General features: G+C 60.0%; 25 protein-coding genes, 1 tRNA gene and 1 pseudogene. 18 read left to right on the top strand and 9 right to left on the bottom strand.

Annotated features, from left to right (window positions below):
* The first annotated feature begins 42 nt into the window (after positions 1 to 42).
* Both nudC and Q0859_RS01250 read left to right on the top strand, forming a co-directional pair.
* Positions 43 to 1,011: an NAD(+) diphosphatase gene (gene nudC, locus Q0859_RS01255; RefSeq protein WP_299147032.1), complete on the top strand. Its 969-nt coding sequence runs from the start codon at positions 43 to 45 to the stop codon at positions 1,009 to 1,011.
* A gap of 39 nt (positions 1,012 to 1,050) precedes the next feature.
* Positions 1,051 to 1,518, top strand: a complete 468-nt coding sequence (locus tag Q0859_RS01250) for an SRPBCC family protein (RefSeq protein ID WP_299147031.1) — start codon at positions 1,051 to 1,053, stop codon at positions 1,516 to 1,518.
* On the opposite strand, the gene Q0859_RS01245 is transcribed toward Q0859_RS01250, so the two are convergent.
* Entirely contained in the window at positions 1,515 to 2,363 is an 849-nt protein-coding gene (locus Q0859_RS01245; RefSeq protein ID WP_299147030.1) for a prephenate dehydratase, read from the bottom strand. The genes Q0859_RS01250 and Q0859_RS01245 overlap by 4 nt on opposite strands.
* A 118-nt stretch (positions 2,364 to 2,481) precedes the next feature.
* On the opposite strand from Q0859_RS01245, the gene Q0859_RS01240 reads away from it, so the two are divergent.
* From Q0859_RS01240 to Q0859_RS01220, 5 genes are all read left to right on the top strand, one after another.
* The gene (locus Q0859_RS01240; protein WP_299147029.1) at positions 2,482 to 2,985 is read left to right on the top strand and encodes a cytochrome c family protein; all 504 of its coding nucleotides are present in this window, start codon (positions 2,482 to 2,484) and stop codon (positions 2,983 to 2,985) included.
* A 190-nt stretch (positions 2,986 to 3,175) separates the two neighbouring features.
* Positions 3,176 to 5,125: an extracellular solute-binding protein gene (locus Q0859_RS01235; RefSeq protein WP_299147028.1), complete on the top strand. Its 1,950-nt coding sequence runs from the start codon at positions 3,176 to 3,178 to the stop codon at positions 5,123 to 5,125.
* A gap of 4 nt (positions 5,126 to 5,129) precedes the next feature.
* Positions 5,130 to 6,221: a microcin C ABC transporter permease YejB gene (locus Q0859_RS01230; RefSeq protein WP_299147027.1), complete on the top strand. Its 1,092-nt coding sequence runs from the start codon at positions 5,130 to 5,132 to the stop codon at positions 6,219 to 6,221.
* Positions 6,221 to 7,384 (top strand): ABC transporter permease, encoded by a 1,164-nt coding sequence (locus tag Q0859_RS01225; RefSeq protein ID WP_299147025.1) that lies wholly within the window; start codon positions 6,221 to 6,223, stop codon positions 7,382 to 7,384. Before Q0859_RS01230 ends, Q0859_RS01225 begins: the two co-directional genes overlap by 1 nt.
* Positions 7,381 to 8,961, top strand: coding sequence for an ABC transporter ATP-binding protein (locus tag Q0859_RS01220; RefSeq protein ID WP_299147024.1), 1,581 nt, complete (start codon positions 7,381 to 7,383; stop codon positions 8,959 to 8,961). The genes Q0859_RS01225 and Q0859_RS01220 overlap by 4 nt, the downstream gene beginning before the upstream one ends.
* Here Q0859_RS01220 and Q0859_RS01215 read toward each other — a convergent pair.
* On the bottom strand, positions 8,958 to 9,191 hold the full coding sequence (locus Q0859_RS01215; protein ID WP_299147022.1) for a DUF6552 family protein: 234 nt from the start codon (positions 9,189 to 9,191) through the stop codon (positions 8,958 to 8,960). The genes Q0859_RS01220 and Q0859_RS01215 overlap by 4 nt on opposite strands.
* 250 nt (positions 9,192 to 9,441) lie before the next feature.
* Here Q0859_RS01215 and Q0859_RS01210 point away from each other — a divergent pair, with 250 nt between their 5' ends.
* Complete coding sequence (locus Q0859_RS01210) at positions 9,442 to 10,293, top strand: LysR family transcriptional regulator (RefSeq protein WP_366523161.1); 852 nt, start codon at positions 9,442 to 9,444, stop codon at positions 10,291 to 10,293.
* Positions 10,294 to 10,300: 7 nt separating this feature from the next.
* Here the strand turns inward: Q0859_RS01210 and Q0859_RS01205 are convergent, their stop codons facing one another.
* Together Q0859_RS01205 and Q0859_RS01200 are read right to left on the bottom strand one after the other, a co-directional pair.
* Positions 10,301 to 11,749: a D-alanyl-D-alanine carboxypeptidase family protein gene (locus tag Q0859_RS01205; protein WP_299147020.1), complete on the bottom strand. Its 1,449-nt coding sequence runs from the start codon at positions 11,747 to 11,749 to the stop codon at positions 10,301 to 10,303.
* Positions 11,750 to 11,968: 219 nt separating this feature from the next.
* The gene (locus Q0859_RS01200; protein ID WP_299147019.1) at positions 11,969 to 12,667 is read right to left on the bottom strand and encodes an HAD family hydrolase; all 699 of its coding nucleotides are present in this window, start codon (positions 12,665 to 12,667) and stop codon (positions 11,969 to 11,971) included.
* Between the two features lie 91 nt (positions 12,668 to 12,758).
* On the opposite strand from Q0859_RS01200, the gene clpS reads away from it, so the two are divergent.
* The 4 genes from clpS (at position 12,759) to hemF (ending at position 15,862) form a co-directional block, all read left to right on the top strand.
* Positions 12,759 to 13,100, top strand: coding sequence for an ATP-dependent Clp protease adapter ClpS (gene clpS, locus Q0859_RS01195; protein ID WP_299147507.1), 342 nt, complete (start codon positions 12,759 to 12,761; stop codon positions 13,098 to 13,100).
* Positions 13,048 to 14,088, top strand: coding sequence for a methyltransferase (locus Q0859_RS01190; protein WP_299147018.1), 1,041 nt, complete (start codon positions 13,048 to 13,050; stop codon positions 14,086 to 14,088). Before clpS ends, Q0859_RS01190 begins: the two co-directional genes overlap by 53 nt.
* Positions 14,089 to 14,091: 3 nt before the next feature.
* Positions 14,092 to 14,895 (top strand): SDR family oxidoreductase, encoded by an 804-nt coding sequence (locus Q0859_RS01185; RefSeq protein WP_299147017.1) that lies wholly within the window; start codon positions 14,092 to 14,094, stop codon positions 14,893 to 14,895.
* Positions 14,896 to 14,968: 73 nt separating this feature from the next.
* The gene (gene hemF, locus Q0859_RS01180; protein ID WP_299147016.1) at positions 14,969 to 15,862 is read left to right on the top strand and encodes an oxygen-dependent coproporphyrinogen oxidase; all 894 of its coding nucleotides are present in this window, start codon (positions 14,969 to 14,971) and stop codon (positions 15,860 to 15,862) included.
* A 57-nt stretch (positions 15,863 to 15,919) separates the two neighbouring features.
* Here the strand turns inward: hemF and Q0859_RS01175 are convergent, their stop codons facing one another.
* From Q0859_RS01175 to hemC, 3 genes are all read right to left on the bottom strand, one after another.
* Positions 15,920 to 16,366 carry a GNAT family N-acetyltransferase gene (locus Q0859_RS01175; RefSeq protein ID WP_299147015.1) on the bottom strand — a complete coding sequence of 149 codons (447 nt, stop codon included), beginning with the start codon at positions 16,364 to 16,366 and terminating at the stop codon, positions 15,920 to 15,922.
* Complete coding sequence (locus tag Q0859_RS01170; RefSeq protein ID WP_299147014.1) at positions 16,357 to 17,295, bottom strand: fatty acid desaturase family protein; 939 nt, start codon at positions 17,293 to 17,295, stop codon at positions 16,357 to 16,359. The genes Q0859_RS01175 and Q0859_RS01170 overlap by 10 nt, the downstream gene beginning before the upstream one ends.
* Positions 17,296 to 17,414: 119 nt before the next feature.
* Positions 17,415 to 18,359, bottom strand: a complete 945-nt coding sequence (hemC, locus tag Q0859_RS01165) for a hydroxymethylbilane synthase (protein ID WP_299147013.1) — start codon at positions 18,357 to 18,359, stop codon at positions 17,415 to 17,417.
* 67 nt (positions 18,360 to 18,426) lie between these two features.
* Here hemC and hemE point away from each other — a divergent pair, with 67 nt between their 5' ends.
* Entirely contained in the window at positions 18,427 to 19,470 is a 1,044-nt protein-coding gene (gene hemE, locus Q0859_RS01160) for a uroporphyrinogen decarboxylase (RefSeq protein WP_299147012.1), read from the top strand.
* Between the two features lie 53 nt (positions 19,471 to 19,523).
* Positions 19,524 to 19,600, top strand: a tRNA-Met gene (locus Q0859_RS01155).
* Positions 19,601 to 19,723: 123 nt separating this feature from the next.
* Here the strand turns inward: Q0859_RS01155 and Q0859_RS01150 are convergent.
* On the bottom strand, positions 19,724 to 20,134 hold the full coding sequence (locus Q0859_RS01150; protein WP_299147011.1) for an ACT domain-containing protein: 411 nt from the start codon (positions 20,132 to 20,134) through the stop codon (positions 19,724 to 19,726).
* A pseudogene (locus tag Q0859_RS01145) lies at positions 20,131 to 21,195 on the bottom strand (trimethylamine methyltransferase family protein). Before Q0859_RS01145 ends, Q0859_RS01150 begins: the two are co-directional and overlap by 4 nt.
* A 126-nt stretch (positions 21,196 to 21,321) precedes the next feature.
* Between Q0859_RS01145 and Q0859_RS01140 the strand changes: the two are divergent.
* From Q0859_RS01140 to Q0859_RS01125, 4 genes are all read left to right on the top strand, one after another.
* Entirely contained in the window at positions 21,322 to 23,736 is a 2,415-nt protein-coding gene (locus Q0859_RS01140; protein WP_299147010.1) for an FAD-dependent oxidoreductase, read from the top strand.
* Between the two features lie 111 nt (positions 23,737 to 23,847).
* Positions 23,848 to 24,885, top strand: coding sequence for a TRAP transporter substrate-binding protein (locus tag Q0859_RS01135; RefSeq protein WP_299147009.1), 1,038 nt, complete (start codon positions 23,848 to 23,850; stop codon positions 24,883 to 24,885).
* A gap of 65 nt (positions 24,886 to 24,950) precedes the next feature.
* Positions 24,951 to 25,508: a TRAP transporter small permease gene (locus Q0859_RS01130; protein ID WP_299147008.1), complete on the top strand. Its 558-nt coding sequence runs from the start codon at positions 24,951 to 24,953 to the stop codon at positions 25,506 to 25,508.
* Between the two features lie 4 nt (positions 25,509 to 25,512).
* Positions 25,513 to 26,868, top strand: coding sequence for a TRAP transporter large permease (locus tag Q0859_RS01125; RefSeq protein WP_299147007.1), 1,356 nt, complete (start codon positions 25,513 to 25,515; stop codon positions 26,866 to 26,868).
* The last annotated feature ends 53 nt before the right edge of the window (positions 26,869 to 26,921 follow it).

The raw sequence follows: 26,921 nt of genomic DNA, 5'->3' as shown, positions 1-26,921 counted from the left end.
CAAGCCTGCACCGCAGATACACCAGCGCAGGGAGCACGCATTATGCGACACGCCGAAACGGTTACTTTTGGGGGGTCCGGTCTGGACCGCGCGGCAGAACTGCGTGCGGATTCTGCGGCCTTGGCAGCCGCTGCTGTGGATCCGCTGGCGCGCACTATTTTGCTGTGGCAGGGCAAGCCGCTGATCTCGAAGAACCGGCCCGCCGCGCTGTTGCGTGTGCCGCTTGATCACCCTGCCTTGGCAGATGCGGCGGCATCGCCAGTCTTTCTGGGCCGTGAAGAGGATGCGCCCCGCTTTGCCCATGATCTGTCGGGATGGGCCCCGGCGGATATCGACAGCGCGCAATTGGGGGCGTTTCTGGACCCGAGCGAGCAGCACCATCCGGCCTTTGGCCCCGACGAAGTTTTTGCTGAACTTCGCCGCGTGATGACATGGCTGACCCCGCGCGATGCAGAACTGGCGGCGACGGCCAAGGCGATCTTTGGATGGCACGAGAGTCACCGATTTTGCGCCAGATGCGGTGCCGCGTCCGATATGATGCAGGGCGGGTGGCAACGCACATGTTCGACTTGCGGTGCCCACCACTTTCCGCGCACGGATCCGGTTGTCATCATGCTGATCACCCATGGCAATTCAGTGTTGATGGGACGATCGCCCGGCTGGCCCGAGGGGATGTTTTCGCTGCTCGCCGGATTTGTCGAACCGGGTGAAACCCTTGAGGCTGCCGTACGCCGGGAAGTGTTCGAAGAGGCGGGTGTGCGCGTGGGTGCGGTCGACTATCTGTCAAGTCAGCCCTGGCCGTTCCCGGCCTCGCTGATGTTTGGGTGTCGCGGCATCGCGACCAGCCGCGAGATCACCATTGACGCTGCCGAAATCGAGGCCGCAATGTGGGTCGGTCGCGAGGAAATGATGGATATCTTTGCGGGTGAACACTCCACGATCCTCCCTGCCCGCAAAGGTGCCATCGCGCACTTTTTACTGGAAAACTGGCTTGCGGACACGCTGGATTAAGGGAACACTGCGCAAAATCCCGGCTGACAGGCACATTCCATGAAATTCTCAACGCGCGAAGATATCGCAGCCCCGATTGATCAGGTGTTTGATGCCTTGTGTGATTTCGAGGGGTTTGAACGTCAGGCGATGCGGCGCGGGGCCGATGTGCAACGCATTGATCCGCTTACCCAGCCCGGCGTTGGGATGAAATGGAAAACGGCCTTTGATATGCGCGGGCGGCGGCGCGATGTCGACATCGAAATGGCCCGCTTTGATGCGCCCAACGAGATGGTATTTGATGCTAAATCTTCTGGGATGGAAGGTCGTTTTGATATCGAACTGCTGGCGCTGTCACGCAGTCGTACCCGGATGAATATTGCACTGGAAGTGACCCCTCTGAACCTGTCAGCCCGGTTGCTGGTGCAGTCCCTCAAGCTTGCGAAAACCAACCTGACCAAGCGGTTCAAGCTGCGCGTGGCCGACTATACCAAGGGGCTTGAGGATCGGCTGCAGCGCAGCGCCTAGTCCCGTTTGGCCGCCGCCGGATAGACCCCCAGAATGTCGAGACGGTTGGTGAAATAATCGAGTTCCTCGAGGGCGCGGGCCAGATCGGGGTCGTCGGGGTGCCCTTCGACATCCGCATAGAATTGCGTGGCCGTGAACGCGCCCCGGACCATGTAGCTTTCCAGCTTGGTCATGTTGATCCCGTTCGTCGCAAAGCCACCCATCGCCTTGTAAAGTGCGGCGGGAATGTTGCGCACCTCGAAAACGAAGGTGGTGATCATCGTCTCGCCTCGGCGCGACAGGTCCTCATCCGGTGACATCAGCAAAAAGCGGGTGGTGTTGTGGCCCTGATCCTCGATATCGGTGGCCAGCACGTTCAGCCCGTGAATGTCAGCGGCCACATGCGAGGCCAATGCGCCCACACCCATTTCACCGGACGCGGCGATGGCCGCTGCTGCGCCTGCACTGTCCGCGGCGGCTTCGGCTGTGATCCCGTTGGCATCCAGAAACGCACGGGCCTGCGGCAGCAACACCAGATGTGCGCGCACGTGTTTGATATCGTCCAGCGTTTGTCCCGGCAGTGCCATCAGCGAAATGCGCACCCGCACAAAGGCCTCGTCCACGATGTGCATACCGCTTTCAGGCAGAAGGCGGTGAATGTCGGCAACCCGCCCGTAGGTCGTGTTTTCGACCGGCAGCATGGCCATATCGGCACGGCCTTCGCGCACGGCGGCAAACACGTCCTCAAAGGTGGTGCAGGGCACGGGCGTGCCGGAGGGGCGGGTGCTCAGGCAGGCCTCGTGACTGTAGGCCCCCAAGTCTCCCTGGAACGCAATCCGCTCTGACATCGTTACATCCTTGTCCATGCGCCACAGTCCTTGTCGGGGCAGGGCGATTGGTCGCGCTTTCTATACCTTGCCAGTACGGAGGGGAAGCAATAGATATCGCGCGGAACGCTAACAAAAGTCGCGGAACGGAATCCTTATGTTCGACACGATGACCTTCACCAAAATCGCTGCCAGCTTTTGTGGGGCGCTGCTGATTCTCCTGCTTGGCAAATGGGCCGCCGAAGAACTCTATCATTCTGGTGGCCATGGTGAGCAGTCTTATGTGATCGATACAGGTGCCGAAGAAGCGGACGAAGAAGCGATCGAAGTTGCCTTTGCCGACGTTTACGCCAGTGCGGATGCCGAAGCGGGCGTGCGCCTGTTCCGCCAGTGCAGCGCGTGCCACAAAGCCGAAGCGGGTGAAAATGGCGTTGGCCCCTACCTGCACGGTGTCGTGGGTCGCGAGGTCGGGTCGACCGATTACGCCTCCTACTCCGGCGCACTGTCTGAGGTTGCAGAGGTCTGGACGCCCGAAAACCTCAATGGTTTCCTTGAGAATCCACGCGGGTGGGCCCCCGGTACATCCATGGGTTACAACGGTTTGAAAGACATCGAAGATCGGGCCAACCTGATTGCCTATCTCGACAGCCTTGACGATTGATCTGGATCGAACCCACAGATTTCAGGCCGCATGTATGCTCGCATGCGGCCTTTTTCGTGGATATATTTCAAACATGAGGTCTCATGCCGCTGTGAGATCACGGAATCTCAAGTTGCATATTGGCCCGCCCGCGACTTAGCCTAAATTCCAACGACAAGACGGCCCCGAACGCCATATTGGAGGATAAGCGATGCGTGACACCAGATCCCGGACCCAAGCACAAGCCCGCACCAAGGCAGCGCGAGAGACCGCCGCCCGATGGGGGGCCTTGGCGATCTTGGGGCTTGTTGCCACGTTCGCATGGGCCAGTCTGACGCGCGCGGATGGGCACGAAACGATCATCAAGTCCCATGGGTTTTCGTTTTACGGCGATCTGACATATCCCGAGGACTTTCCGCATTTCGACTATGTCAACCCGGATGCACCCAAGGGGGGCGAGATTTCACTGGGCACTGTCGGTACCTTTGACTCCCTCAACCCCTATTCCCGCAAAGGCCGCGGGGCCGGGTTGTCGAGCGTGATGTATGAGAGCCTGCTTGGCGAAGGCGTGAACGCCACCCCTGCGCCGGCGGATGTCTATGCTGAATATTACGGCCTGCTGGCGGAACGCATCGAATATGACGAGGGCAAGAACTGGGTGATCTTCCACATGCGCCCCGAAGCCCGGTTTTCGACCGGGGACCCGGTCACGGCCCACGACATCTATTTCTCGCACAACCTGCTTCTGGATCAGGGTCTTAAGTCCTATGGTGACGCGGTGCGCAAGCGTATCCCGAAGGTCGAAGTGCTCGATGATCATCGCATCAAGTTCTATTTCACCGAAGGCATCTCGCGCCGCTCGCTCATTGATCAAGTGGGATTTGTGCCCGCCTGGTCCAAGAAGTGGTACGAGGAAACGGGCGCGCGGCTGGATGAATCCCGCCTGACAACCTCGCCCGGATCGGGCCCTTACATGCTTGACAGTTTCGATGTGAATCGCCGCGTGGTCTACAAACGTAATCCTGACTATTGGGGCAATGATTTGCCGATCAATGTTGGTCGCAACAACTTTGACACTATCCGCATCGAATATTTTGGCGATGCCGAGGCGGCTTTTCAGGGTTTCCTGGCGGGTGAGTTCACTTACCGGACCGAAAGCGACTCCAAAAAGTGGGCGACAGGCTATGACACGCCCAAGGTCAACAACGGCACCATTGTGCAGCGCGAATTACGAGACGGCACGCCGCCCACCCCATCGGGCATTGTGTTCAACCTGAAGTCGCCCGTGTTCGAGGATCGCCGCGTGCGCGAAGCGGTGTCGCTGGCCTACAATTTCGAGTGGACCAATGCGTCCTTGCAGTACAGTTTGTTCAAACCGCGCGCATCTTTCAGCCAAGATACGCCCGTGATGGCCACAGGCGTACCCGAGGGTGCCGAACTGGCCTTTCTTGAGAACCTTGGCGACATCGTTCCTCCGGAAATGTTGACCCAAGAGGCACGGATGCCGCACACCTCCAACGAGGCGCGCCTATTTGATCGACGCAACGCACGAACTGCGATGGCACTGTTGGACAAGGCGGGGTGGGCTGTGGGCGACGACGGCATCCGGCGCAAGGACGGGCAGACGCTCAAGATCAACTTCCTGTTCAATTCCTCTTCACCAGATACCTTGTCCGGTGCGATGGAGAATTTCGTGTCGAACGTCGAAAAACTGGGGATTGATATCACATTGGAAAAGGTTGACCCGTCTCAGTACACTTCGCGTGAACGGGATCGGGATTACGATCTGGTGTTTGACAGCTATCCTGCGATCCTTGGGGTCGGGACGGGTTTCCGACAGTTCTTCGGCTCTGAAGCGTCCGCGTTCTCGCTGTTCAATCCCGCAGGTCTCGCCAGCCCAATGGTCGACGCGATCATCGAAGCGGCGCTTGCGGCCGCCAACCGCGAAGAGGAAAACACCGCCGTTATGGCGCTGGACCGGGCCCTGCGCCATGAGGTCATTATGATCCCGCTGTGGTACAAACCCAATCACTGGGTCGCGTATTACGACATGTATGAATTCCCCGACGTGCTGCCCGCCTATGGTTTGGGTCAGCTCGATTTCTGGTGGTACAATGAGGAAAAGGCCGCCGCGCTCAAAGCCTCCGGCGCGTTGAGGTAAGCGGATGGCCCCCTATATCCTGCGCCGACTGCTGTTGGTTATCCCGACACTGTTGGGCATTTTGCTGGTCAACTTCACGCTGACCCAATTCGTGCCCGGCGGCCCGGTCGAACAGGCCATCGCGCGCGCCCAAGGGGGTGGCGACGTGTTTGGCGGGTTTGCAGGGGGCAACAATGATGCCGGTCAGGACGAGCTGAACACCGCCTCGGACAGCACCTATGTGGGCGCACGGGGCCTGCCGCCCGAATTCATCGCCGAGCTGGAACGTGAGTTCGGATTTGACAAACCACCCGTGCAGCGGTTCCTGAATATGGTCTGGAACTACGCCCGCTTTGATTTCGGCGAAAGTTACTTTCGATCTATCGGTGTGATTGATCTGGTTATCGAAAAGTTGCCCGTGTCAGTCAGCCTTGGATTGTGGTCCACCTTGATTGCCTATCTGGTTTCGATACCGCTTGGCATCCGCAAGGCGGTGATGGACGGCACACCCTTTGATACATGGACGTCCGGCGCGATTATCGCGGCCTATGCGATCCCCGGGTTTCTGTTTGCAATCCTGCTGCTGGTTCTGTTCGCGGGGGGCAGTTACTACCAGATCTTCCCGCTGCGCGGCCTCACCTCGGATAATTTTGATGAGTTGAGCGCGCTTGGCAAAGTCGCCGACTATTTCTGGCACATCACGCTGCCCGTCTTGGCCGGGACCATCGGAGCCTTTGCGACCCTGACCTTGCTGACCAAGAACAGCTTTCTGGACGAGATCAAGAAGCTCTACGTGATGACCGCGCGCGCCAAGGGCCTGTCGGAACGCCGCGTCCTTTATGGTCACGTGTTCCGCAACGCCATGCTGATCGTGATTGCAGGCTTTCCGGCTGTGTTCATCGGCGTGTTCTTTGGCGGTTCACTGATCATCGAGACGATCTTTTCACTTGATGGTCTGGGACGCCTTGGGTTTGAGGCCGCAGTGGCACGCGACTATCCCATCGTCTTTGGCACCCTTTATATCTTTGGCCTCATGGGCCTGCTGGTCGGCATCCTGTCGGACCTCATGTATGTTCTGGTCGATCCCCGCATCGACTTTGAGCGGAGGGAGGGCTGATGGCTGTGCAAGATACCGACGCTCCCGCAGTCGTCCCGGCGCCCAAGCGCAAGTTCTTTTCCCTGTCGCCGCTCAACCAACGCCGCTGGCGAAACTTCAAGAAGAACCGCCGCGCCTATTGGTCGCTGTGGATTTTCGCTGTCCTGTTTGGCCTGTCACTGTGTGCGGAGTTTCTGGCTTATGACAAGCCGATCCTCGTGCGCTATCAGGGTCAGTTTTACACCCCGATCTGGAATTTCTATGCCGAGACGGACTTTGGCGGCGATTTCCAGACCGAGGCGAGCTACCGCGACCCAGAGGTTGAGTGCCTGATCGTATCTGGTGGGCTGGATGCCTGCTTTGACGATCCTGAGGGCGTGATTGACGACGCTCAGGACGGCGAAGTCGATGGCGAGGCAATCAGCAAAGGGTGGACGATCTGGCCGCTCATTCCTTACTCGTTCGATACGGCCGTCGAGCGCCCCGGCGCGGCCCCACTGCCCCCCAATGGCGAAAACCTGCTGGGCACGGACGGCACCAAGCGCGATGTGATGGCGCGGGTCATCCACGGCTTTCGTCTGTCGGTGCTGTTCACGCTGGTCGTTACCGGGGCCAGTGCCGCGATAGGAATTGTTGCGGGCGCGGTGCAGGGCTATTTCGGCGGGCGCACCGATCTGATCTTTCAGCGGATCATCGAAATCTGGTCTTCGACCCCCAGCCTTTATGTGATTATCATCATGTTTGCCATTCTGGGGCGCAGTTTCTGGTTGCTTGTCTTCTTGTTGGTCCTGTTTGGGTGGACGGGTTTGGTGGGTGTGGTGCGTGCGGAATTCCTGCGCGCGCGCAATCTGGAATATGTACGGGCCGCACGCGCGCTTGGGGTGAACAACCTCACGATCATGTTCCGCCATATGCTGCCCAACGCGATGGTTGCGACGCTGACGATGCTGCCCTTTATCATCACCGGCACGATCTCGTCGCTTGCGGTGCTCGACTTCCTTGGCTTTGGGCTGCCCTCATCGGCACCGTCCTTGGGCGAATTGACGCTCCAAGCCAAACAGAACCTGCAAGCGCCGTGGCTCGCCTTCACGGCCTTCACCGTGTTCGCGATCATGCTGAGCCTTCTGATCTTCATCTTTGAAGGCATCCGCGACGCCTTCGACCCGCGAAAGACGTTTTCATGACCCCTCTTCTCGACGTTAAGGATCTGCGGGTTGGCTTCCGCCAGGATGGCAAGCTGACCGAAGCTGTGCGCGGTGTGTCTTTCTCGGTTGCGCGGGGGGAAACCGTCGCACTGGTGGGGGAATCGGGGTCGGGCAAGTCCGTATCGGCCCTGTCGACCGTGTCCCTTCTGGGCGACAGTGCCGAGGTATCAGGCTCCGTCACCTATGACGGCCAGCAAATGATCGGCGCAGACGAGCGTTTGTTGCGCAAGGTGCGCGGCAACGACATCTCGTTCATTTTCCAGGAACCGATGACGTCGCTGAACCCGCTGCACACCATTGAAAAGCAACTGGGCGAAAGCCTTGCGCTGCATCAGGGTATTGTCGGGCAAGAGGCGCGGGGCCGCATCCTCGAACTGCTGGACAAGGTCGGCATCCGTGACGCTGAAAGCCGTCTGTCGGCCTATCCCCACCAACTGTCAGGCGGGCAGCGGCAGCGGGTGATGATCGCAATGGCGTTGGCCAACAAACCCGATGTGCTGATTGCGGACGAACCCACGACCGCGCTGGATGTCACCATTCAGGCGCAAATCCTCGACCTGTTGGGTGAGTTGAAGGAAGCCGAAGGCATGGGCCTTTTGTTCATCACCCACGACCTCGGGATCGTGCGCCGCATTGCCGACCGGGTCTGCGTCATGCAGCAGGGCGAGATTGTCGAAACGGGCCCGACGGCGGAGTTGTTCGCCAACCCCCGGCATCCCTACACACAAAAACTACTGAGTGCGGAGCCGACTGGCCAACCCGCCCCCGTGCCTGAAGATGCCAAACTGGTGGCCGAGACGGCCAACCTCAAGGTCTGGTTTCCCATCACCGCAGGTTTCCTGCGCAAGACGGTCGGCCATGTAAAGGCCGTCAACGATGCTACCCTGCAAGTCCATGCCGGTGAAACCGTGGGTATCGTGGGCGAATCCGGATCTGGCAAGACGACGCTGGCGCTCGCGATCATGCGCCTGATCTCGTCCGAGGGTAGCATCGTCTATATGGGGCAGGACATCCGGGCGTGGTCGGTGCGCGAATTGCGCCGCCTGCGCAAGGACATGCAGATCGTCTTTCAGGACCCCTATGGCTCGCTCAGCCCGCGTATGACGGCGATGCAGATCATCGCAGAGGGGTTGGGTGTGCATGGGATCGAGGACGGGCGCACCCCGCGCGAGGTGGTGGCCGAGGTCATGGCCGAAGTCGGCCTCGATCCGCTAACGATGGATCGCTATCCACACGAGTTTTCCGGTGGCCAGCGCCAGCGTATCGCGATTGCACGCGCCATGGTCTTGCGCCCCAAACTGGTGGTGCTGGACGAGCCGACCTCGGCGCTGGACATGACGGTGCAGGTCCAGATCGTGGAATTGCTGCGCGGGCTACAGCGCAAATACGGGCTGGCCTTTCTGTTCATCAGCCACGATCTGAAAGTCGTGCGCGCGATGAGTCACAAAGTGCTGGTGATGAAACAGGGTGACGTGATCGAACAGGGGGCGGCGGATGATCTGTTTGAGCGGCCCCAGACCGATTACACCCGTCTGTTGCTGCAAGCGACGCACTAGGCCAGCAGGCCCACAACCATTGCGGCCCCGGCAACCGCGTGAATCAACATGATCGCGCGGTCGTTCCAGTGCAGCCCGACGATGAACCAGCCCATGATCCCCGCGCTGAAAAAGTAGAGATTGAGGGGTGTGGACCCCATCGCCGTGGCCCCGTAGCCCAGGATTTGGAGCACGGACGCGATCCATTTTATCGCATCCGTACCCATCGTCTGACGCAGCGCGATCCTCATAGCCTGTCCAGATCAATGCAGGTGGTGCGTGGGGCATGCCACCATTTGCGCTTGGGGGTACTGACGGGGATGCAGCGCCGGGTGCGCGACGCGACCATGAAAGTTCGGGCGTAGATATCGAGCATGGGAGAACCTCGCTTGTTGATGTCTCTATGCCGCCAGACTTGCGCAAACGGCGTTATCATGCGACTCAATTGAAAATCTCTAATGTAAGCTGGGGTGACATATGGATTGGAAGGAGCTCCCCCCGTTGGCGGCATTGCGCGCCTTCGCTGCCTTCGTGGAGACGGGCAGTATTCTGGGGGCAGGCGCGTCCCTCAGTGTCAGCCACGCCGCGATCAGCCAGCAATTGCGCGCGCTTGAGGCGCATCTGGGTCTCAGCCTGTTGGATCGGTCGGGACGGGCCATGGTGCTGACCCCGGACGGAGAGATTCTGGCCCAAGGGTGTAGTGACGGCTTTGCCAGTATCGCCCGCGCCGTGGCGCTTGTGACGGGGGCAGAGGCGGCGCGCCCGCTGTACATCTCGCCCACCCCCAGCTTTGCGGCTGCGTGGTTGATGCCGCGCTTGTCTGAATTTCGCGCGGCCCATCCAGGCATCAATCTGGTGCTGAACCCCACCGCTGATCTTGTGACGCTCAGCCCCGGCGGGGTTGATGTGTCGATCCGCTACGGTGTCGGCGGATGGGACGGGCTGGACGATGAGTTGCTGCTTGAGACCTCAATGGTCGTGGTGGCCGCACCCGCCTTGGTGGCAGGCCATGACACCACCGATCTGACCCGCCTGGGCGAGCTCCCTTGGCTGGAAGAGGTCGGCACGTCCGAAAGCACACGCTGGCTTGAAGCAAAGGGCGTGATGGGTGGCTTGCGGGGGGTTCTGACCCAGGTGCCGGGCAACCTGATGCTGGATGGTGCGCGGGACGGGCAGGGGCTGGCTGTGACCGTGCGCGCCTTTGTCGAGGCGGACATTCAGTCAGGTCGGCTGCTGATCCTGCACGAGGATGCGCTGCCGGGGGCTGGATATCACCTTGTTACGCGCCCCGGCGTGCCACGCCCGGCGCTGCGCGCTTTCGTCAAATGGATCCGCAAGGCAGCCCGGACGTAAAGCGTGCTCAGGATGGTCCGATCATAAAGCAGGTCATGTTGCGCGACTGCAAACGGCGGCAGGCCAGATCGGCCGTATCCCGGGTCATGCCCATGAAGTTGGCGTCGAACCCGGTGGGTCGGCGCACCACTTTACGCAGTGATCCATCCAGCGACGACATTTCGGCCAGGGCCGTCTGCAACAACACCTTTTCAGCTTTGTAGCGGCTGGTATAGCGCCCGATGTTCACGCCCCAATGCCGCCCACCGGATGTAGACACGCGGGTGACCACTTCGGGTTCGGGTTTGGCATATGCCACCGCCTGGGGGCGTGCCGCGGGCCGCATGGTGGGTACCAAAGCGTCCGAGACGGCTGTGGAGGCGGCACTTGCGGTGGTTTCTTCGGTTTGGGCGGCCTGAAGGGCGAGTTGTATGTCTTCGGACATGTCCACGGTGCTGGCAGGGGTCTCGGCCACCAACACAGGTGCCGGGTCGGCACCGGGCCGCATCTTGGGACGATAAGAGGTTTTGACGGCTCCGCTCAACCGAATGATCTTGCCCGCGCCTTTGGGGGCGTCCTGATTTCCAGCGACGATGATTGGCCCATCTCCCGGCACGTAATTTGGTTTGGAGGGTTTGCGCAGCGGGGCCTGGCTGGGCGCACGACGAAAGCCGAGGTCAAGCAGTTCCGCCACTTTGGCGTTGCGCGATGCGGTGGATTTCCCACCGAAAACGGTGGCGATGATCCGTTCATTCCCACGTTCGGCAGAGGCCACGAGATTGAAGCCAGCGGCACGGGTATAGCCGGTCTTGATCCCGTCGGCGCCCTTGTAGGCCCCCAGAAGACGCCGATTGGTGTTGGCCACTTCTGTGATGCCCGCATTGGTCGTGCGGCGCGAAAACAGATTATAATACTGCGGATAGTCATAAAGCATGTGCCGACCCATGATCGACATGTCGCGGGCGGTCGACATGTGCCCTGTTTCGGTCAGGCCATGGGCGTTCTTGAAGGTCGTGCGGGTCATGCCAAGGGATTTGGCGGTGCGGGTCATGCGGCGGGCAAAGGCGGCTTCGGATCCGGACACGGCCTCGCCCAAGGCGGTGGCCGCGTCATTGGCGGACTTCACGGCGGCGGCGCGGATCAGATAGCGCAGTTGAATGCGCGAACCGGATTTGAGGCCCAGTTTCGAGGGCGGCTCGGACGCGGCATGTTTGGAAATCTTGATCTTTTGGTCCAGCGACAACTCGCCCCGTTCGATGGCCTGAAAGACGACATAAAGTGTCATCATCTTGGTCAGCGATGCAGGATGCAGCCGCGTGTCTGCGTTGCGCGAATGGAGCACCTCGCCCGTGCGTGCGTCCATCACGAACGCCGCATAGGGTGCTGCCCTGACGGATGCGGGCAAAACCACCAGCATCCAGATCGCCGCCAATAAAAAAAGCCCAAGCCGGGCCGGCTGTGAGCGCCGAACCTTCATGTTAACCTGCCTATGTCTGCCTCTGGCCGCCGATTATTCGACTGACCTTTTTATAATTGCCACAAAGCTAACACAGGTTGGATTTTCGATAAAGTGTTGATGCGGCGGGTAAATTGGTTTTTCTGCGCCGCAGCTTCTCAACATATTGGGGATACGCAAGGGTATCGTGCCATACCGGCCATTGTGGCAGGAATGTGGCGACGACTCTGCCTGACTGGCTCAGTCGATCGCCGCCAACATCTCCGGCAGCGCCCCGAGGTCGACAATCTCGTTATACTTGGGGTGGTCAACCGGTGCCTCCGCCGCCTCCAACCCCCACTCCAGATCGTGCGGGACATAGACGCCATGCCCGCCCGCCTCGATCATGGGCACCACATCCGACTTCATCGAATTGCCGATCATCATCGCGCGATCCGCACCCCCGAACGGTGCAAAGATGCGGGTGTAGACCTGCACCTGCTTGTCCGAAACGATCTCGACCCCGTCAAACAATTCACCCAGACCCGATTGGGCCAGCTTGCGTTCCTGATGCAGCAAGTCGCCCTTGGTGATCAGCAGAACCGGGGCGTGGGCCTTGGCCGCCTCGACCGCGTCGCGCGCATGGGGCAGCAGGTCGATTGGGTGGTGCAGCATGTCTTGCCCCGCCGCGATCAACTCGGCGATCACGGCCCCCGGCACCTGCTTGTCCGTCACGTCAAGCGCCGTTTCGATCATCGACAACACAAACCCTTTGATCCCGAAGCCGTAGTGACCGATATTGCGCCGCTCGGCTTCCATCAGCCTGGTATCAAGGTCCGGCACATCTACGTGGGGCGCGAGCAGGGCCGCAAACCGATCCTGGGTCAGTTTAAAGAACCGCTCGTTATGCCACAGCGTGTCGTCCGCATCGAAACCGATACAAGTCAGCGTTTTGGACATATCCGCACCCCCCTCTTTTCTAAATCGCTGTGCGCGTTATATAGACACACCCAAGGCTCACCACAGGATTCTAGGTTTAATGAGGACGCTGATGCATTCGGACGTACATATGATGGCAGGCCCGTCAAATGACGATGGCGATGCAGATGTCCTCACGGATACCAAACCGAAAACCAAACGGCCGCCCTTGTATAAGGTGATGTTGCTGAATGACGACTACACTCCGATGGAGTTCGTCGTGCATGTGCTGGAACGGTTCTTTGGTCTGAACCACGCCCAGGCCTTCGAAATCATGCTGACCGTCCACAAAAAGGGTTTGGCCGTGGTGGGGGTGTTCAGCCACGAAATTGCGGAAACCAAGGTGGCGCAGGTGATGGATTATGCCCGCCGCCATCAGCATCCGCTGCAATGCACCATGGAAAAAGAAGAATAATCACGTGATCGGTGATCGCCTGCCATTGGCGCTTGCAGCTGTTGAGCTTGCAAGTGATGGCCCCATTGCGGTGCTGCATCCGAGCGTGGACGCGGATCTGTCGGCCTTGCCGCCTGCGCGGGTCTTGGTGATTTCGCCAATGGCAACCGTGTGCACAGCGTTCGAGGCGCGCGGGTTTGAGGTTGCTGCCGCCTTTCCCGCCGATATCCGATTTGCAGCTTCGGTGGTGTGCCTGACCCGCGCGCGGGCCGAGGCGCAGGCGGTGCTTGCCGCCGCGATGAGGGCCACTGATGGGTGGGTCCTGATCGATGGACAAAAGACAGATGGCAGCGATTCGATGCTGAAGGCTTTGCGCGCGCGGGCTGACGTATCCGCCCCCATCTCGAAAGCGCATGGCAAGATTTACTGGACTCGAGGTGGCGCGGATTTCAGCGATTGGGCGGCTGGCCCAGAATTGCACCCCGATGGGTTCTGGACCGCGCCGGGGGTGTTTTCCGCGGACGGGATCGACCCTGCATCTGCCCTACTGGTGGCCGCGTTGCCCGAGAAGATGACCGGCACGGTGGCGGACCTTGGGGCCGGGTGGGGCTATCTGTCCGCCCACGTTCTGACCCGCGACGTCAAGGCTGTGCATCTGGTCGAGGCGCACGATATGGCGCTGCAATGCGCGCGCCACAATGTGACGGACCCGCGCGCGCAGTTTCACTGGGCTGATGCGACCACATGGAAGCCGGATGATCTGGTCGACATGGTTGTGATGAACCCGCCCTTTCACACAGGTCGCACGGCGGACCCGTCGTTGGGACGCGCCTTTATTCAGGCCGCAGCCCGTGTTTTGAAACCGCATGGTGCGTTGTGGATGGTTGCCAATCGCCACCTGCCTTATGAGGACACGCTGGCCGCCAGCTTTGCCAAAGTGGTTGATCTGGACGGCGATGCGCGGTTCAAACTGGTGCGGGCCGAACGACCAAAACGGATACGGGGATAAGCGATGTCATTTTCGATCTCGGGCAAGACGGCAATTGTGACGGGGGCCGCCAATGGCATTGGCCTTGCCATCGCGCGCAATTTTGCGGATCGCGGGGCCAATGTGATGTGCGCCGATATGGACGAGAAGCGCCTTGTTGAAGAATTGGGCGACGTCGCGGAAGAGGGCAATATCCGCTATTTCGCAGGGGATTTGCGCCAGCGGTTGACGATTGCCAATCTGGTATCAGCCACAATCGATGCCTTCGAGCAGGTCGATATTCTGGTCAATGCGTCGCGGCAAGTGATGGAAACGGATGCGCTGAACCCCGAAGACACTTCGGTCGAGACGCTGATTGATCAGAACCTGATGACCGCCCTGCGTCTGAGCCAACAGGTCGCGCGACGCATGATCAAACAGGCGAATGGGCGCGAGGGGGATGCAGGCGTTGGTTCAATCATCAACCTCAGCTCGATTGCCGCGCATCAGACCCGGCCCGAGTTGCTGGGATATTCCATTGCTGCCGCCGGGCTTGAGCAGATGACCCGGTCGATGGCGCTGGCCCTGGCCCCCCACCGCATCCGGGTGAACGCGGTTGCGTTCGGGTCAGTGATGTCGGCCTCGCTTCAATCGTCCATCGGGGATAACCCGGATTGGCGCGACGAGATTGAAAGCCGCACGCCGCTGCACCGGATCGCCAGCCCCAAGGAGCTGGTGGATGCGGTTCAGTTTCTGGCGTCGGACGGATCGGGCTTTGTCACAGGGGATGTGATGACGGTCGATGGGGGACGCAGCCTGCTTGATCCTGTTGACGCCCCCGCGCACTGATCCGACGGATTTCTTCCTTGGCCATTGCGTGCGCCTTGGGCTAAAAAACTGTCAACCTAGCAGGACAGTTTGCATGACCGAACATTTCGACACTCAGAAGGCGCGCGCGGCGGCGTGGTTCCGGCAGTTGCGCGACGACATCGTGGCCGCATTCGAGGGCTTGGAGGCAAGCCACTCGGACGGTCCGATGGCGGACGCCACACCGGGTGCGTTTGAGGTGACCGAAACGAAGCGCACCTCGGATGACGGATCGGATGCCGGTGGCGGTTTGATGAGCGTCATGCGCGGAGGCCGGGTGTTTGAAAAGGTCGGCGTGAATATCTCGACCGTTTATGGCACGCTCGGTGAACGGGCGCAGGGGGCGATGGCCGCGCGCAAAGGCATTCCGGGCATGAAGGATGATCCACGGTTCTGGGCGGCCGGTATCTCGCTGGTGGCACATATGCAGAACCCGCATTGCCCGGCTGTCCATATGAACACCCGCATGTTCTGGACCCCCCATGCGTGGTGGTTCGGGGGCGGGTCGGATTTGAACCCCTGCCTTGAGTATGACGAGGACACGGCCCACTTCCATGCGCAGCAAAAGGCGCATCTGGACCCGCACGGGGTTGATCACTACCCCAGGCTCAAGGCCTGGGCGGACGAGTATTTCTATATTCCGCACCGTAACCGCGCCCGTGGTGTGGGTGGCATTTTTATGGATGACCTGTGCACCGGTGATTGGGAGGCCGACTTTGCCCTGACCCAGGATATTGGCCGTGCTTTTTTGCCAGCTTATGTGCCCTTGGTGGAGAAACGCCGCGTGCGGCCATGGGATGATGCCGACAAGGATGCGCAACTGGTGCATCGCGGTCTCTATGCCGAGTACAATCTGGTCTATGATCGCGGGACGAAATTTGGTTTGGAAACCGGCCATGATGCCAATGCGGTTCTGATGAGCCTGCCCCCCCTGGCCAAGTGGGTCTGATCGGTGGGTGGGACTGTTCCGGGCGTGCGCCCGAAAGACGCCCACCCACCGACCCTTTCAAGGCGCGCGTGGCGGCACCCGACGCAGTTGTAGTCCGTGCTTTTGATCATCAAGAAATCCGAGTGCAGTGTAAAAGCCCTTGGTGGTGCTGTCCTGCCCGGTCAGCAGCATGATTTTATAGGCATCCGCATCCCATGCGCGTTGAATGGCCGCCGACATCACGGCCCGCCCCAGTCCTCGACCGCGGACCGGACGTGCAGTGACCACGTTTTCGATCAACGCATAGGGCCGCCCATTTTGGGTGATGTTAGGCAGGATGTGCAGGGTCAGCATGGCGCTGAGAGTGCCCGCATGATCGGCACCGATCAGCGCGGTTCCGGGGTGGGCAAGAAGCGTTGCAAATCGGGTCTTGGAGGTGTCGATCTCCTGATCCCCCACCAAGGTGCGGTAGAGTGCGAGTGCCGCGTCGTGGTCGTCGCTTGTGAGCTTGCGTGTCAGGTCCATCCGGCCTCAACCAGTGCTGCACGGTAGCTGGGGGCGACGTTCATCTGCCTCTTTAACCCCTTATCGATCAACAGTGCATGCATGCGTGGTAGGCGCCAGCACGGCACGTGCATGATCATGTGATGCTCAAGGTGATAATTCACCCAATAGGGCGCAATGAATGTCTTTGCTATGGGTCCGGCATGGGTTGTGCGTACGTTGCGCAGCGGGTCCTGCGACATCTCGGTTGCCCCATGTTCGGCGATGTTGCGCACCCGCAGCACGAATTGGAACCATGTGAGGTAGGGCACAATCCAGAACATGATCCCCCACCACCATTGCCCGATCAGGCTGATCGCCAACGCGATCCCGAAGAACACCGGAAATGCGGTGTAGATCGTGTTTGATTTGAAAGCCTGGGCAGCGTCCCCCTTGGCGGCCTCGATGGCGTCATCGTCGCCTGCCAGCCGGACAAAGGTCATAATCTGGCTGTAAAGTTGTTTCGCCCCGGTTTGCCCTGTGAGGTCACGGGTGAATTTGCGTTTCAGTGAGGCTTTGCTTGTCGGGAAATTCTGGCTGAGGACCAGATCAGGATCCTTGTCGGTTTGGGTGTGGCGGTGATGTGCCAGGTGATAGTGTCGATAGGCCTTGAGGTCGGCCATGATGGGCCAGCCACACAACCATGTGCCGACAAATTCGTTCAGCATGCGTGTTTTGAACAGTGCATTATGCGCCGCTTCGTGCATCAAAATGGCCAGACCAAGTTGGCGCGATCCGATCAGCATAATCGCAAGGATCGCTGTGAACGGGTTGGGCCAGAGCGCGAACAGCCCGATTGCACCTGCAATGATCCCCCAACAATGCAGCACCAGAAGGGTGCCTGCCACATCGGAGCGCGCAGCGAGGAGGTGAATGTCTTGAGAGCTCAGGTAGGCTTTGCCCGGGGTCATGGCCACATCCTTTCGTCCCTGCCAATGTGGGCGCCGAGGACGGGGTGCGTCAAGTCTGAGGCTGGAGGGGCGCTGCCACGGCCTGCGGCCCCCCGAGGTATTTTTGGCGAAAGGAAGGGCTAGTGCCAGTCGAAGAATGCGGGGCCTGCGCGTTTGAGCAGATCATTGGCCAGATCAACGCCCATGTCCGCGCCATCTGCAATAGGACCGCTGCGGGTGTCAGAGATCGCCTCTGATCCATCCGGGCGCAGCACTTCGCCTGTGAGTGTAAGCGTGCCTGCATCAAGCTTGGCCAGACCTGCGATCGGGGTTTCGCAGGACCCATCGAGCGTCAGCAGGAAGCGTCGCTCGGCAGCGAGCCTTTGGCCTGTTGGCGTGTCGTGAATGGCGGCCAGCAGATCGGCTGTGTTGGTGTCGTCCATGCGCCGTTCGATCCCGATGGCTCCTTGGGCGACAGCAGGCAGCATGTCGTCCGGATCGACGGGCGTTGCGGGCACGTCCGACATCGACAGACGGTTCAAGCCCGCGCAGGCGAGGAAGGTGCACTCCGCCACGCCTTGGTCCAGTTTTTTCAGCCGGGTTTGGACGTTGCCGCGAAATTCGACCACCTTCAGGTCGGGTCGTTTGTGCAGCAACTGCGCGCGGCGGCGCAGTGAGGAGGTGCCGACGGTTGCGCCTTGTGCCAGGCCTGCAATTCCGCTGAGCGTGGGCGAGATGAACGCGTCTCGCACATCCTCGCGCGGCAGATAGACATCAAGGATCAGCCCATCGGGCTGGATCGTCGGCATATCCTTCATCGAGTGGACCGCGATGTCGATCTTGCCGGCCAAAAGGTCCTCTTCGATCTCACGGGTGAACAGCCCCTTGCCGCCGATATCCTTGAGCGGGCGGTCCTGAATGGCGTCGCCGGTGACCTTGATGATCACGATCTCGAACGCGTCTTGGGGCAGATCAAATGCCTGTCCCAACCGGGCCCGGGTCTCGTAGGCCTGGGCCAAAGCCAGGGGCGATCCGCGTGTGCCGATCTTGAGTGGTGCGGTCGGGCTGGGAAGGCGTATTGTCATGGGTTTATCTTTTAGGTGTGTCAACTTATGTTGACAACTAGAAACACAAAGCTAAGGGCTGTGCACGATGAAAGATGCGGTTCAAACCAAAACGATTTTACGGTCTCTGGCCGGAGAAACCTTGCCCACGCCGCCCATCTGGATGATGCGTCAGGCGGGCCGGTATTTGCCCGAATACAAGGCCACGCGGGCGCAGGCAGGTGATTTTCTGTCCTTGTGCTATAACCCCGAATTGGCGGCCGAAGTTACGTTGCAGCCTATCCGCCGCTATGGCTTTGACGCCGCGATTCTGTTTGCCGACATCTTGCTGGTGCCGCAGGCCTTGGGGGCGGATTTGTGGTTTGTCACAGGTGAGGGGCCGCGCCTGTCGACTATCACGTCCCAGTCCGATTTTGATGTGCTGAAGCCGGTTGAAGCCATCCATGACACGCTGAACCCGATTTACGAGACGGTAAAGATCTTGCGCCGCGAACTGCCTGCCGAAACCACGCTGATTGGTTTTGCGGGCGCACCGTGGACGGTCGCGACCTATATGATCGCAGGTCAGGGCACGCCGGACCAGGGCCCCGCACATGCACTGCGTGAGGGCAATGTGGCGTTGTTCGAGGCCCTGCTGGAGCGGATTACCGCCGCCACAATCGAATACCTGTCTGCGCAGATCGAGGCAGGCGCCGAAGTGGTTAAGATTTTCGACAGTTGGGCTGGCTCGCTGAAAGGTGATGCGTTTCAGAAATATGCCGTAGCCCCCTGTGCCGAGATCACGACGGCCCTCAAGGCCCGCTATCCCCATATTCCTGTGATCGGCTTCCCACGTGAAGCGGGCGACGGATATGTCGGCTTTCATGCGGCAACAGGTGTGGATTGTGTCGCGCTCGACAATTCGGTTTCACCCGATTGGGCGGCTGCGCATGTGCAGAAACATGGCTGTGTGCAGGGCAATCTGGCCTCGTCCCACATGGTCACGGGCGGGCAGGCATTGGTGGATGAAACCCGCGCAATCGTGAAGGCATTTTCGAACGGTCCCCACATCTTTAATCTGGGCCATGGGATCACCCCGGATGCGGACCCGGAAAATGTGACGTTGATGATTGAAACGGTGCGGGCAGGCTAGTTTGGTTTTGTGGCTTGACGACTCCGGCACCCTGCCATAGGTCACGCCTCCATGGCGCGGTAGCTCAGTTGGTTAGAGCGATCGACTCATAATCGATAGGTCGGGAGTTCAAGTCTCCCCCACGCCACCACCACTTACCGTCTGGTTTTCTTGATAGCACCCACTTCCGTCCTTGGCCCGACGTACGCGCGTCCGCTGCGCGGCCACGCTGCGTCTGGAGTTGCAAGTCTCCCCCAGCCACCACTACCTTCTCTCAATCGAGCTGTGCAGCCTGCTGCGCTGCAACCAGCGCGGCCATCGCACGCTCTGCGTCCTGTTCGGGCACGAACACATGATCGTGGTGATAGGCGGCCACCACGTTGCACGAGATGTTTTCGTCCGTCAGCGCCTGCGCCACGGCGGCCGTCAGACCCACACCCTCCAAATCCGAAAACACGTTCAGCGTGATCTGGCGCATCGGCAGGGTCGCGTCATAGCCGTGGGTTCGCGCCACGTCTTGCGGCAGGATCAGCGTCACCCCTTCCGCCTCGCGGATGATGGCAAGGGCCTGCGCGGCGTGTGCGGTGGCCTTGTCGGTGTCGGTCTGGGTGCAATAGACCCACCGCCCGGACAACAGCACTGGGGTCATTCCGGCGATCATTTCGGTCGTGTCTGAGACGGTCATGCTTCCTCGGGCTTAGGGGTGTCGGATATCAAACATATCGCGCAGTTTGGTATCCGTCTTGGCATTGATATAGGTCGGTTGATGCGTTGCAAGGATTTCGTACACGCATTCACTCGCGCGATCCCATGCGCTGAGTGCGCCGCCTTCAGCACCGCGATTTCGCCGCCGCCACCCGCAAATGCTCCGGTGCGCAGGTCGATGACCAAGGGCCAGTTCGAAAAGACCATCGGGTGGCCCGGTTTGGTGGCATGCACCATCACCAGACTGGCCAAGTTTTCGGCAAGTGATTGGGCGAGGAATCCGGCCAACGTCACGGGCGCGGTTGCGCCAGCCTGAGCGGCAGTGATGCAGGACAGGGGGGTGTTGCGGGTGAGGCACTCATTCACCGTTTCGATCACATCTGCGCCAAAGCGCATGGGCGAGATCACGAGGCTGATATGCGCCTTTACAAAAGGGCGCTTGGCGAACGCACTATCGCCACCCGCGATCATGTCGAACATGCCCACAATGGGGGCAACATGTTCAGCCAGTGTAAAGGCGGTCGCGACCGGCTTGGTCGTCCCCCGCATCAGCGCTTAGGCGGTGTTGATGTCGAGTGTCGAGGGGCGGTAGAGGCGGCTTTGACGGTCCAGCGTCCGGACGGCGGCACCCCCGGTGCCGAAATGTACCACGTCTCCGCCGACCTCGATGGTGCGATTGGGATCGCGACCATGCAAGGGAAAGGTCTTGGGGCCCTCTGTGATCGCGTCCTCGACCAGGTGCCGGGGTGGAGCGATCCGCCCGTTTTCAAGGCTCTGCGCCCCGGCCCCTTTACGGGTTTTGCGCAAGCGGTCGGGCACCTCCCCCATCCCCAACTCCGCGAGTAGCCGCAGGGCCGTGTCATAGATGCCGCGCATTTCGGGATCGTTCAGGGGTTTGTACTGTCCGCCGGTTTGACCGGGCGGTGCGGGGTTTATCGGGGGTCCGGCTGCACGGGCGGTTTTGCGGGTGCTGCGCCCGGCGCGGCGAGGGGTTGGATGTGATACGGTCCTAACAGGGTTCTGGCCCGCGCACCTGTGCAAGCCGTGCGTTGTGAATTCGACGTTCGCAAATGAGTATTTTCAGAACAATGAAGATGGGCGGGTTGAATTGACCTGTGCGGCCTTGCCCCCATTGTGCGAACAGTTCCGGAAATCCAAAGGTGAACCATGAAATCTCAGACCCGCGCAGTTGTCATTGGCGGTGGTATTGCAGGCTGCTCGACCTTGTATCATCTGACCCAAGAGGGGTGGTCCGACGTGGTGCTGGTGGAGCGTGACGAACTGACCAGCGGGACCACATGGCATTCCGCCGCTCAGGTCACGAATTTCGGGATGAACCAGACGATGGTGGGGCTCAAGACCCACTCGATCAACCTTTACAAAGAATTGGCTGATGACCCCGACTATCCGATCAATTACCACCACGCCGATGGGGGCATTCGTTTGGCCAACACCGAGGCGCAGATGGACGGCTACCGCCACTTTGCGTCCATGGCGCGCGGGATGGATGTGCATCTCGAAGTGCTGGATGCCGCCGAATGTGCGCGCCGTCATCCGCTGATCTCGACCGACAACCTGATTGGTGGATTGTGGGACCCGCTGGATGGGGACATTGATCCCGCCCAACTGTGTCAGGCCCTCGCGCGGCGCGCGCGCAAGGCTGGGGCGGAGGTGTATCGCCACACAGCGGTGACCGGTCTGACCCAGCACAAGGACGATGGTTGGACCGTGCACACCACCAAGGGGGACATCGACTGTGAGGTGGTGGTAAATGCCTGTGGATACCGGGTGAACGAGGTGGGCGAGATGATGGGCGTTCATCACCCCGTCATGTCGATGGAGCACCAGTATTTCCTGACCGAAGATATCCCCGCGATCCGCGATGCTGGGCACCGGATGCCTCTGCTGCGCTGTCCGATCAGCGACTACTATTGCCGTCAGGAAAAGAACGGGCTGCTGCTTGGGTTCTATGAGCAGGATTGCAAGACATGGAGCATGGACGGGATTTCGCCTGACTTTGCCAATGCGCTGTGCCCCGACGATCTGGACCGTGTGACGGATGTGCTTGAGGGGGCTTTTGCCCGGATGCCCGCGCTGCTGGAGGCTGGTGTGCATACGGTGGTGAATGGCCCGATCACTTACACTATCGACGGCGCGCCCTTGGTCGGGCCCATCCCCGGCAAGCGGAATGCATTCTGTATCATCGGGCTGCGCGCGGGCCTGGGCGAGGGGGGCGGTCACGGGTGGCTGCTGGCCCAACAGATCGTGCATGGCGAGGCGTGCTATGACACATGGGTGATTGATCCGCGCCGGTTCACGGGCCATGCCAATGTGGAGCTTACCGCCCTCAAAGCGATCGAGGATTACCAGAACGAATTCCGCTTTCATTTCCCCCATGAACATCGCCCCGCGGGCCGCCCGATGAAAACCACACCTTTGACCCCGATCCTGGCGGCGGAAGGTGCAGAATTCACGGTCGTCAATGGCTGGGAACGGGCGGAGTATTTCAAGCCCGCCTCCGATTTTGCGGTGACCCATGGATTCGGTTTTGACGAGGCGTTTGATGTGGTGGCCCGCGAGGTCGACGCCGTACAGAATGGCGTGGGTCTGACAGAGGTCAACGGCTTCAACCGGATCGAGATCACCGGGCCGGACACCTACGCCTTTCTCGACCGCATGATCTGTGGGCGGGTGAGCACGAAACCGGGCAAAGTCGGCTTGGGTTATCTGCTGAACGATCATGGGTGCATCAAGGCCGAGGCGACAGTTGCCAACGTTCCCGGTGGGCCGGTGTGGTACGGCTCTGCTGCGGCGGCGGAGTGGCACGACATGGATTGGCTGATGACACATGCCGACGGGTTTGATGTGCATCTGCAATCCCTGACGAATGACCACACGATCCTTGTTCTGGCGGGCCCCAGGGCGCGCGACGTGCTTTCGGCGGTCAGTCGGGGGGATTGGTCAGCAGCGGCGTTCCCATGGCTGTCGGTGCGCCGTGCCTTTGTTGGGATTGCTCCGGCGGTTGTGATGTCCGTCAGCTTTTCTGGTGAGTTGGCCTATGAAATCCACGTACCCAACAACCAGCTATACGCGGCCTACCTGGCTTTGCGTGGGGCGGGTGAGGCACATGGGATGCGCCCGTTTGGCGCGCGCGCGGTCGAATCCATGCGAATGGAGAAAGGCTACCTGCATTGGAAGGCGGATCTGATCACCGAGTTCGACCCCTTTGAAACCGGGCTGGACCGGTTTGTGAAGATGGGCAAGGACTTTGTGGGCAAAGCGGCTTTAGAAAAGCGCCAAGCCGCTGGCCTGAAACGGAAATTGGTCTCCTTGCAGATCGACGCAGCAGATGCGCCAGCTCACGGCGGGGCCTCGGTTATGGTCGGGATTGAGGTGGTTGGCACGGTCACCTCCGGCGATTGGGGGCACCGGGTGGACAAGAACATCGCCTATGCCTTTGTGCAGCCTGAACTGGCGCATTTGGGGCAGGCGCTTGAGGTGGATATCTGCGGCACAAAAGTACGCGCGGTTGTCTGTGAACGTAGCCCCTATGACCCTGATACCCAGCACCCCCGCGCCTGAGCCACGGCAGAATAGTTACAAAGGCGCGTGACAGCTTTGGATGGGTTGCATAACAATTCTCCCGAAGAGCGAGTCACGTCACCCATGACGGGCCGAACAGGGAGGAATTTCATGTCCGTATCACGTAAATCATTTCTGAACCTTGTAGGGGCGGCCGTGCTGGCCTCAGGGATTGGTGGTGCCGCACAGGCCCAAGAGGTCACACTGTCCTTGCACCAGTTCCTGCCGGCGCAAGCCAATGTGCCCAAACTGGTTTTGGATGTGTGGGCCGACAATGTCGAAGCGGCATCCGATGGCCGGATCAAGGTCGATCGCTATCCGTCGATGCAATTGGGTGGTAGCCCGCCCGAGCTGATGGATCAGGCCATTGACGGGGTGGCTGATGTGGTCTGGACAGTCGTCGGCTACACGCCAGGCCGCTATCCCAGCACCGAAGTCTTCGAACTGCCCTTTATGATGAGCGACGCGCGTGCCATGTCGTCGGCCTATTGGCAGATGTTCGAAAAGCATATGAAAGACACCGAGTTTAAGGACGTGCATATCCTTGGCACATGGGTCCACGGCCCCGGCATGATCCACGTCAACAAGGAGGTCAAGACACCTGACGATATGGCAGGTCTCAAGATCCGTGGCGGATCGCGCACCGTCAACAACCTGATGGAGAAGCTTGGCGCGACCCCGGTCGGCATGCCCGTACCCGCCGTGCCCGAGGGCCTCAGCAAAGGGGTGATCGACGGTACCACGATCCCTTGGGAAGTGACAGGCGCGCTCAAGGTGCCGGAACTGGTCGAGAACCACACCGAGTTCGATGGCAATGCGCTTTATACGCTGACCTTCGTTCTGGCGATGAACAAGGACCGCTACGAGGGGCTGCCTGCGGACCTGCAAAAGGTTATCGACGATAATTCAGGGCTTGAGTTCAGCATCTTTGCCGGTGGTACACAGGCCGATTCTGATGGGCCTGCGCGTCAGGCGGCGGTGGATCGCGGCAACAACATCGTAACTGTTTCCGGGGCCGATCTTGATGCGTGGAAAGAGGTGGCCCAGCCCATCTATGACGAGTGGGTTGCCGACATGGAAAGCAAGGGGATCGACGGTCAGGCGCTGATTGACGAAGCCCGCGCCCTGATGGACGCATATGACGGCTGAGCCGTTGCGGGGCTGCGTTTCGACATGGGATGCAGCCCTATTTATTTCAGTAAAATGAGGCGTTTATGCACCATCTGGTGAAATGGCTGGCTCGCGCCTCTGCTGTGATTGGGGGGCTTGTGCTGCTGGTCCTTATCCTGCTTACCACCCTTTCGATTATCGGGCGTGAGTTGTCCAAGCTGGGTCATTCACTGGGCGAAGGATGGCTGGGCCAGATACTGATCGCCAGCGGCGTGGACGAGATCAAGGGCACTTACGAACTGACCGAAGCCGGGGTCGCCTTTGCCATCTTTGCCTTCTTCCCCGTTTGTCAGTTTTACGGCAATCACGCGACGGTTGATGTGTTCACCTCCGCCCTGCCGCGCCGCCCGTTGGGTTGGTTGCGCGCCTTTTGGGAGGTCGTGCTGGCACTGGTGATCGTGTTTATCAGCCTGCGGCTGTATGAAGGGATGCAGCGGTATCTTGGCAATGGCGAGACGACGCTGTTCCTGCAATTCCCGGTCTGGTGGGCCTATGCCGTCAGCGTGGCCGCCGCCGCAATCGCCAGTTTGACGGCCATCTATTGCGCCTATGCCCGCATCATCGAGGCCGCCACGGGCCGCATGATTCTGCCTGAAGGTTAACGCAATGGACTGGATCAAAGACCTTGTTCAATTCATCGGACTAAGCCGCCTTGAGTTGGGCTTTTGGTCATTTCCCATCCTGTTGGGACTGATTTTTCTGCGTGCCCCCATCGGATTGGCGATGTTTCTATGCGGTCTTTTGGGGTGGGTGTTTGCCATGAACGGCAATCCTGTCCCGATCCTTGCGAAACTGAAATCCGAAACCTACACCACATTTTCCAATTACTCGTTAACCATCATTCCGATGTTCTTGCTGATGGGGCAATTCGCGACGCTGTCGGGGATGTCGAGCGCGCTGTTCAAAGCGGCTGAAGGGTTTCTGGGTCATCGGCGCGGCGGTGTCGCCATGGCCTCGGTCGGGGCGTGTGCGGGGTTCGGGGCGATCTGCGGCTCGTCCCTCGCCACGGCGGCCACGATGGGGCGGGTCGCGCTGCCGGAGCTGAAACGCTATGGCTATTCAGGGGGCTTTTCGACGGCGACTTTGGCGGCGGGGGGCACGTTGGGTATCCTGATCCCGCCTTCCGTTATTCTTGTGATCTATGCGATCATCACTGAACAGAACATCGCGAAACTGTTCCTCGCGGCCTTCATCCCCGGCATTCTGGCGGCAATCGGCTATGTGATCACCATCTCGATCTATGTACGGCTGTATCCCGATTCAGCAGGCACCCGCCCCCCTGTGCCAATGGCTGATCGGTGGAAGGCGTTGGGCGAAACCTGGCCTGTTTTGGCGATCTTTGCGCTGGTCGTCGGAGGTATCTATGCCGGGTGGTTTACCCCGACCGAAGGCGCGGCCATCGGCGCGGCGGGCACAGGGCTGGTGGCGCTGGTTGGTGGAAATCTGACGTGGCGGGTGCTGGGCGAGGCACTGATCGGCACGGCAAAAACAACGGCGATGATCTTTTTCATCGTGTTGGGCGCATCGCTCTACAATAACTTTCTGGCTCTGTCGGGCGCGCCGCAATGGTTGGCGGATTTCGTTTTGTCCCAGGGGTTTACGCCCGTTCTGGTCCTCAGCGTGATCCTTGTGTTCTACATGGTGTTCGGCTGTGTGATGGACAGTCTGTCGATGATCCTGCTGACGGTGCCGATCTTTTTCCCCGTCATCTCCGGCCTTGATTTCGGGATGTCACCCGAACATGTGGCGATCTGGTTCGGTATTCTTGTGCTGATCGTGGTCGAGGTAGGGTTGATTACACCGCCCGTCGGTATGAACCTGTTCATTATCAATGCGATGGATCGCAAAACGCCAATGACCGAGACCTATAAGGCCGTTCTGTTCTTTGTCGGTTCGGACATTGTGCGCGTTGTTTTGCTGGTCATGTTCCCGGTCATCACACTGTTCCTGATCCCCGCCTAGGCGCGTCAGCAGGCTTGCCAGGTCGGACATATCCGTGTTTGGATAGTTATGTG

The organism is uncultured Tateyamaria sp. (assembly GCF_947497045.1).
In the GTDB taxonomy this organism is placed as follows: domain Bacteria; phylum Pseudomonadota; class Alphaproteobacteria; order Rhodobacterales; family Rhodobacteraceae; genus Tateyamaria.
Note: the sequence above shows the minus strand (reverse complement) of the source record. Positions and strands in the feature narration are given on the sequence as shown.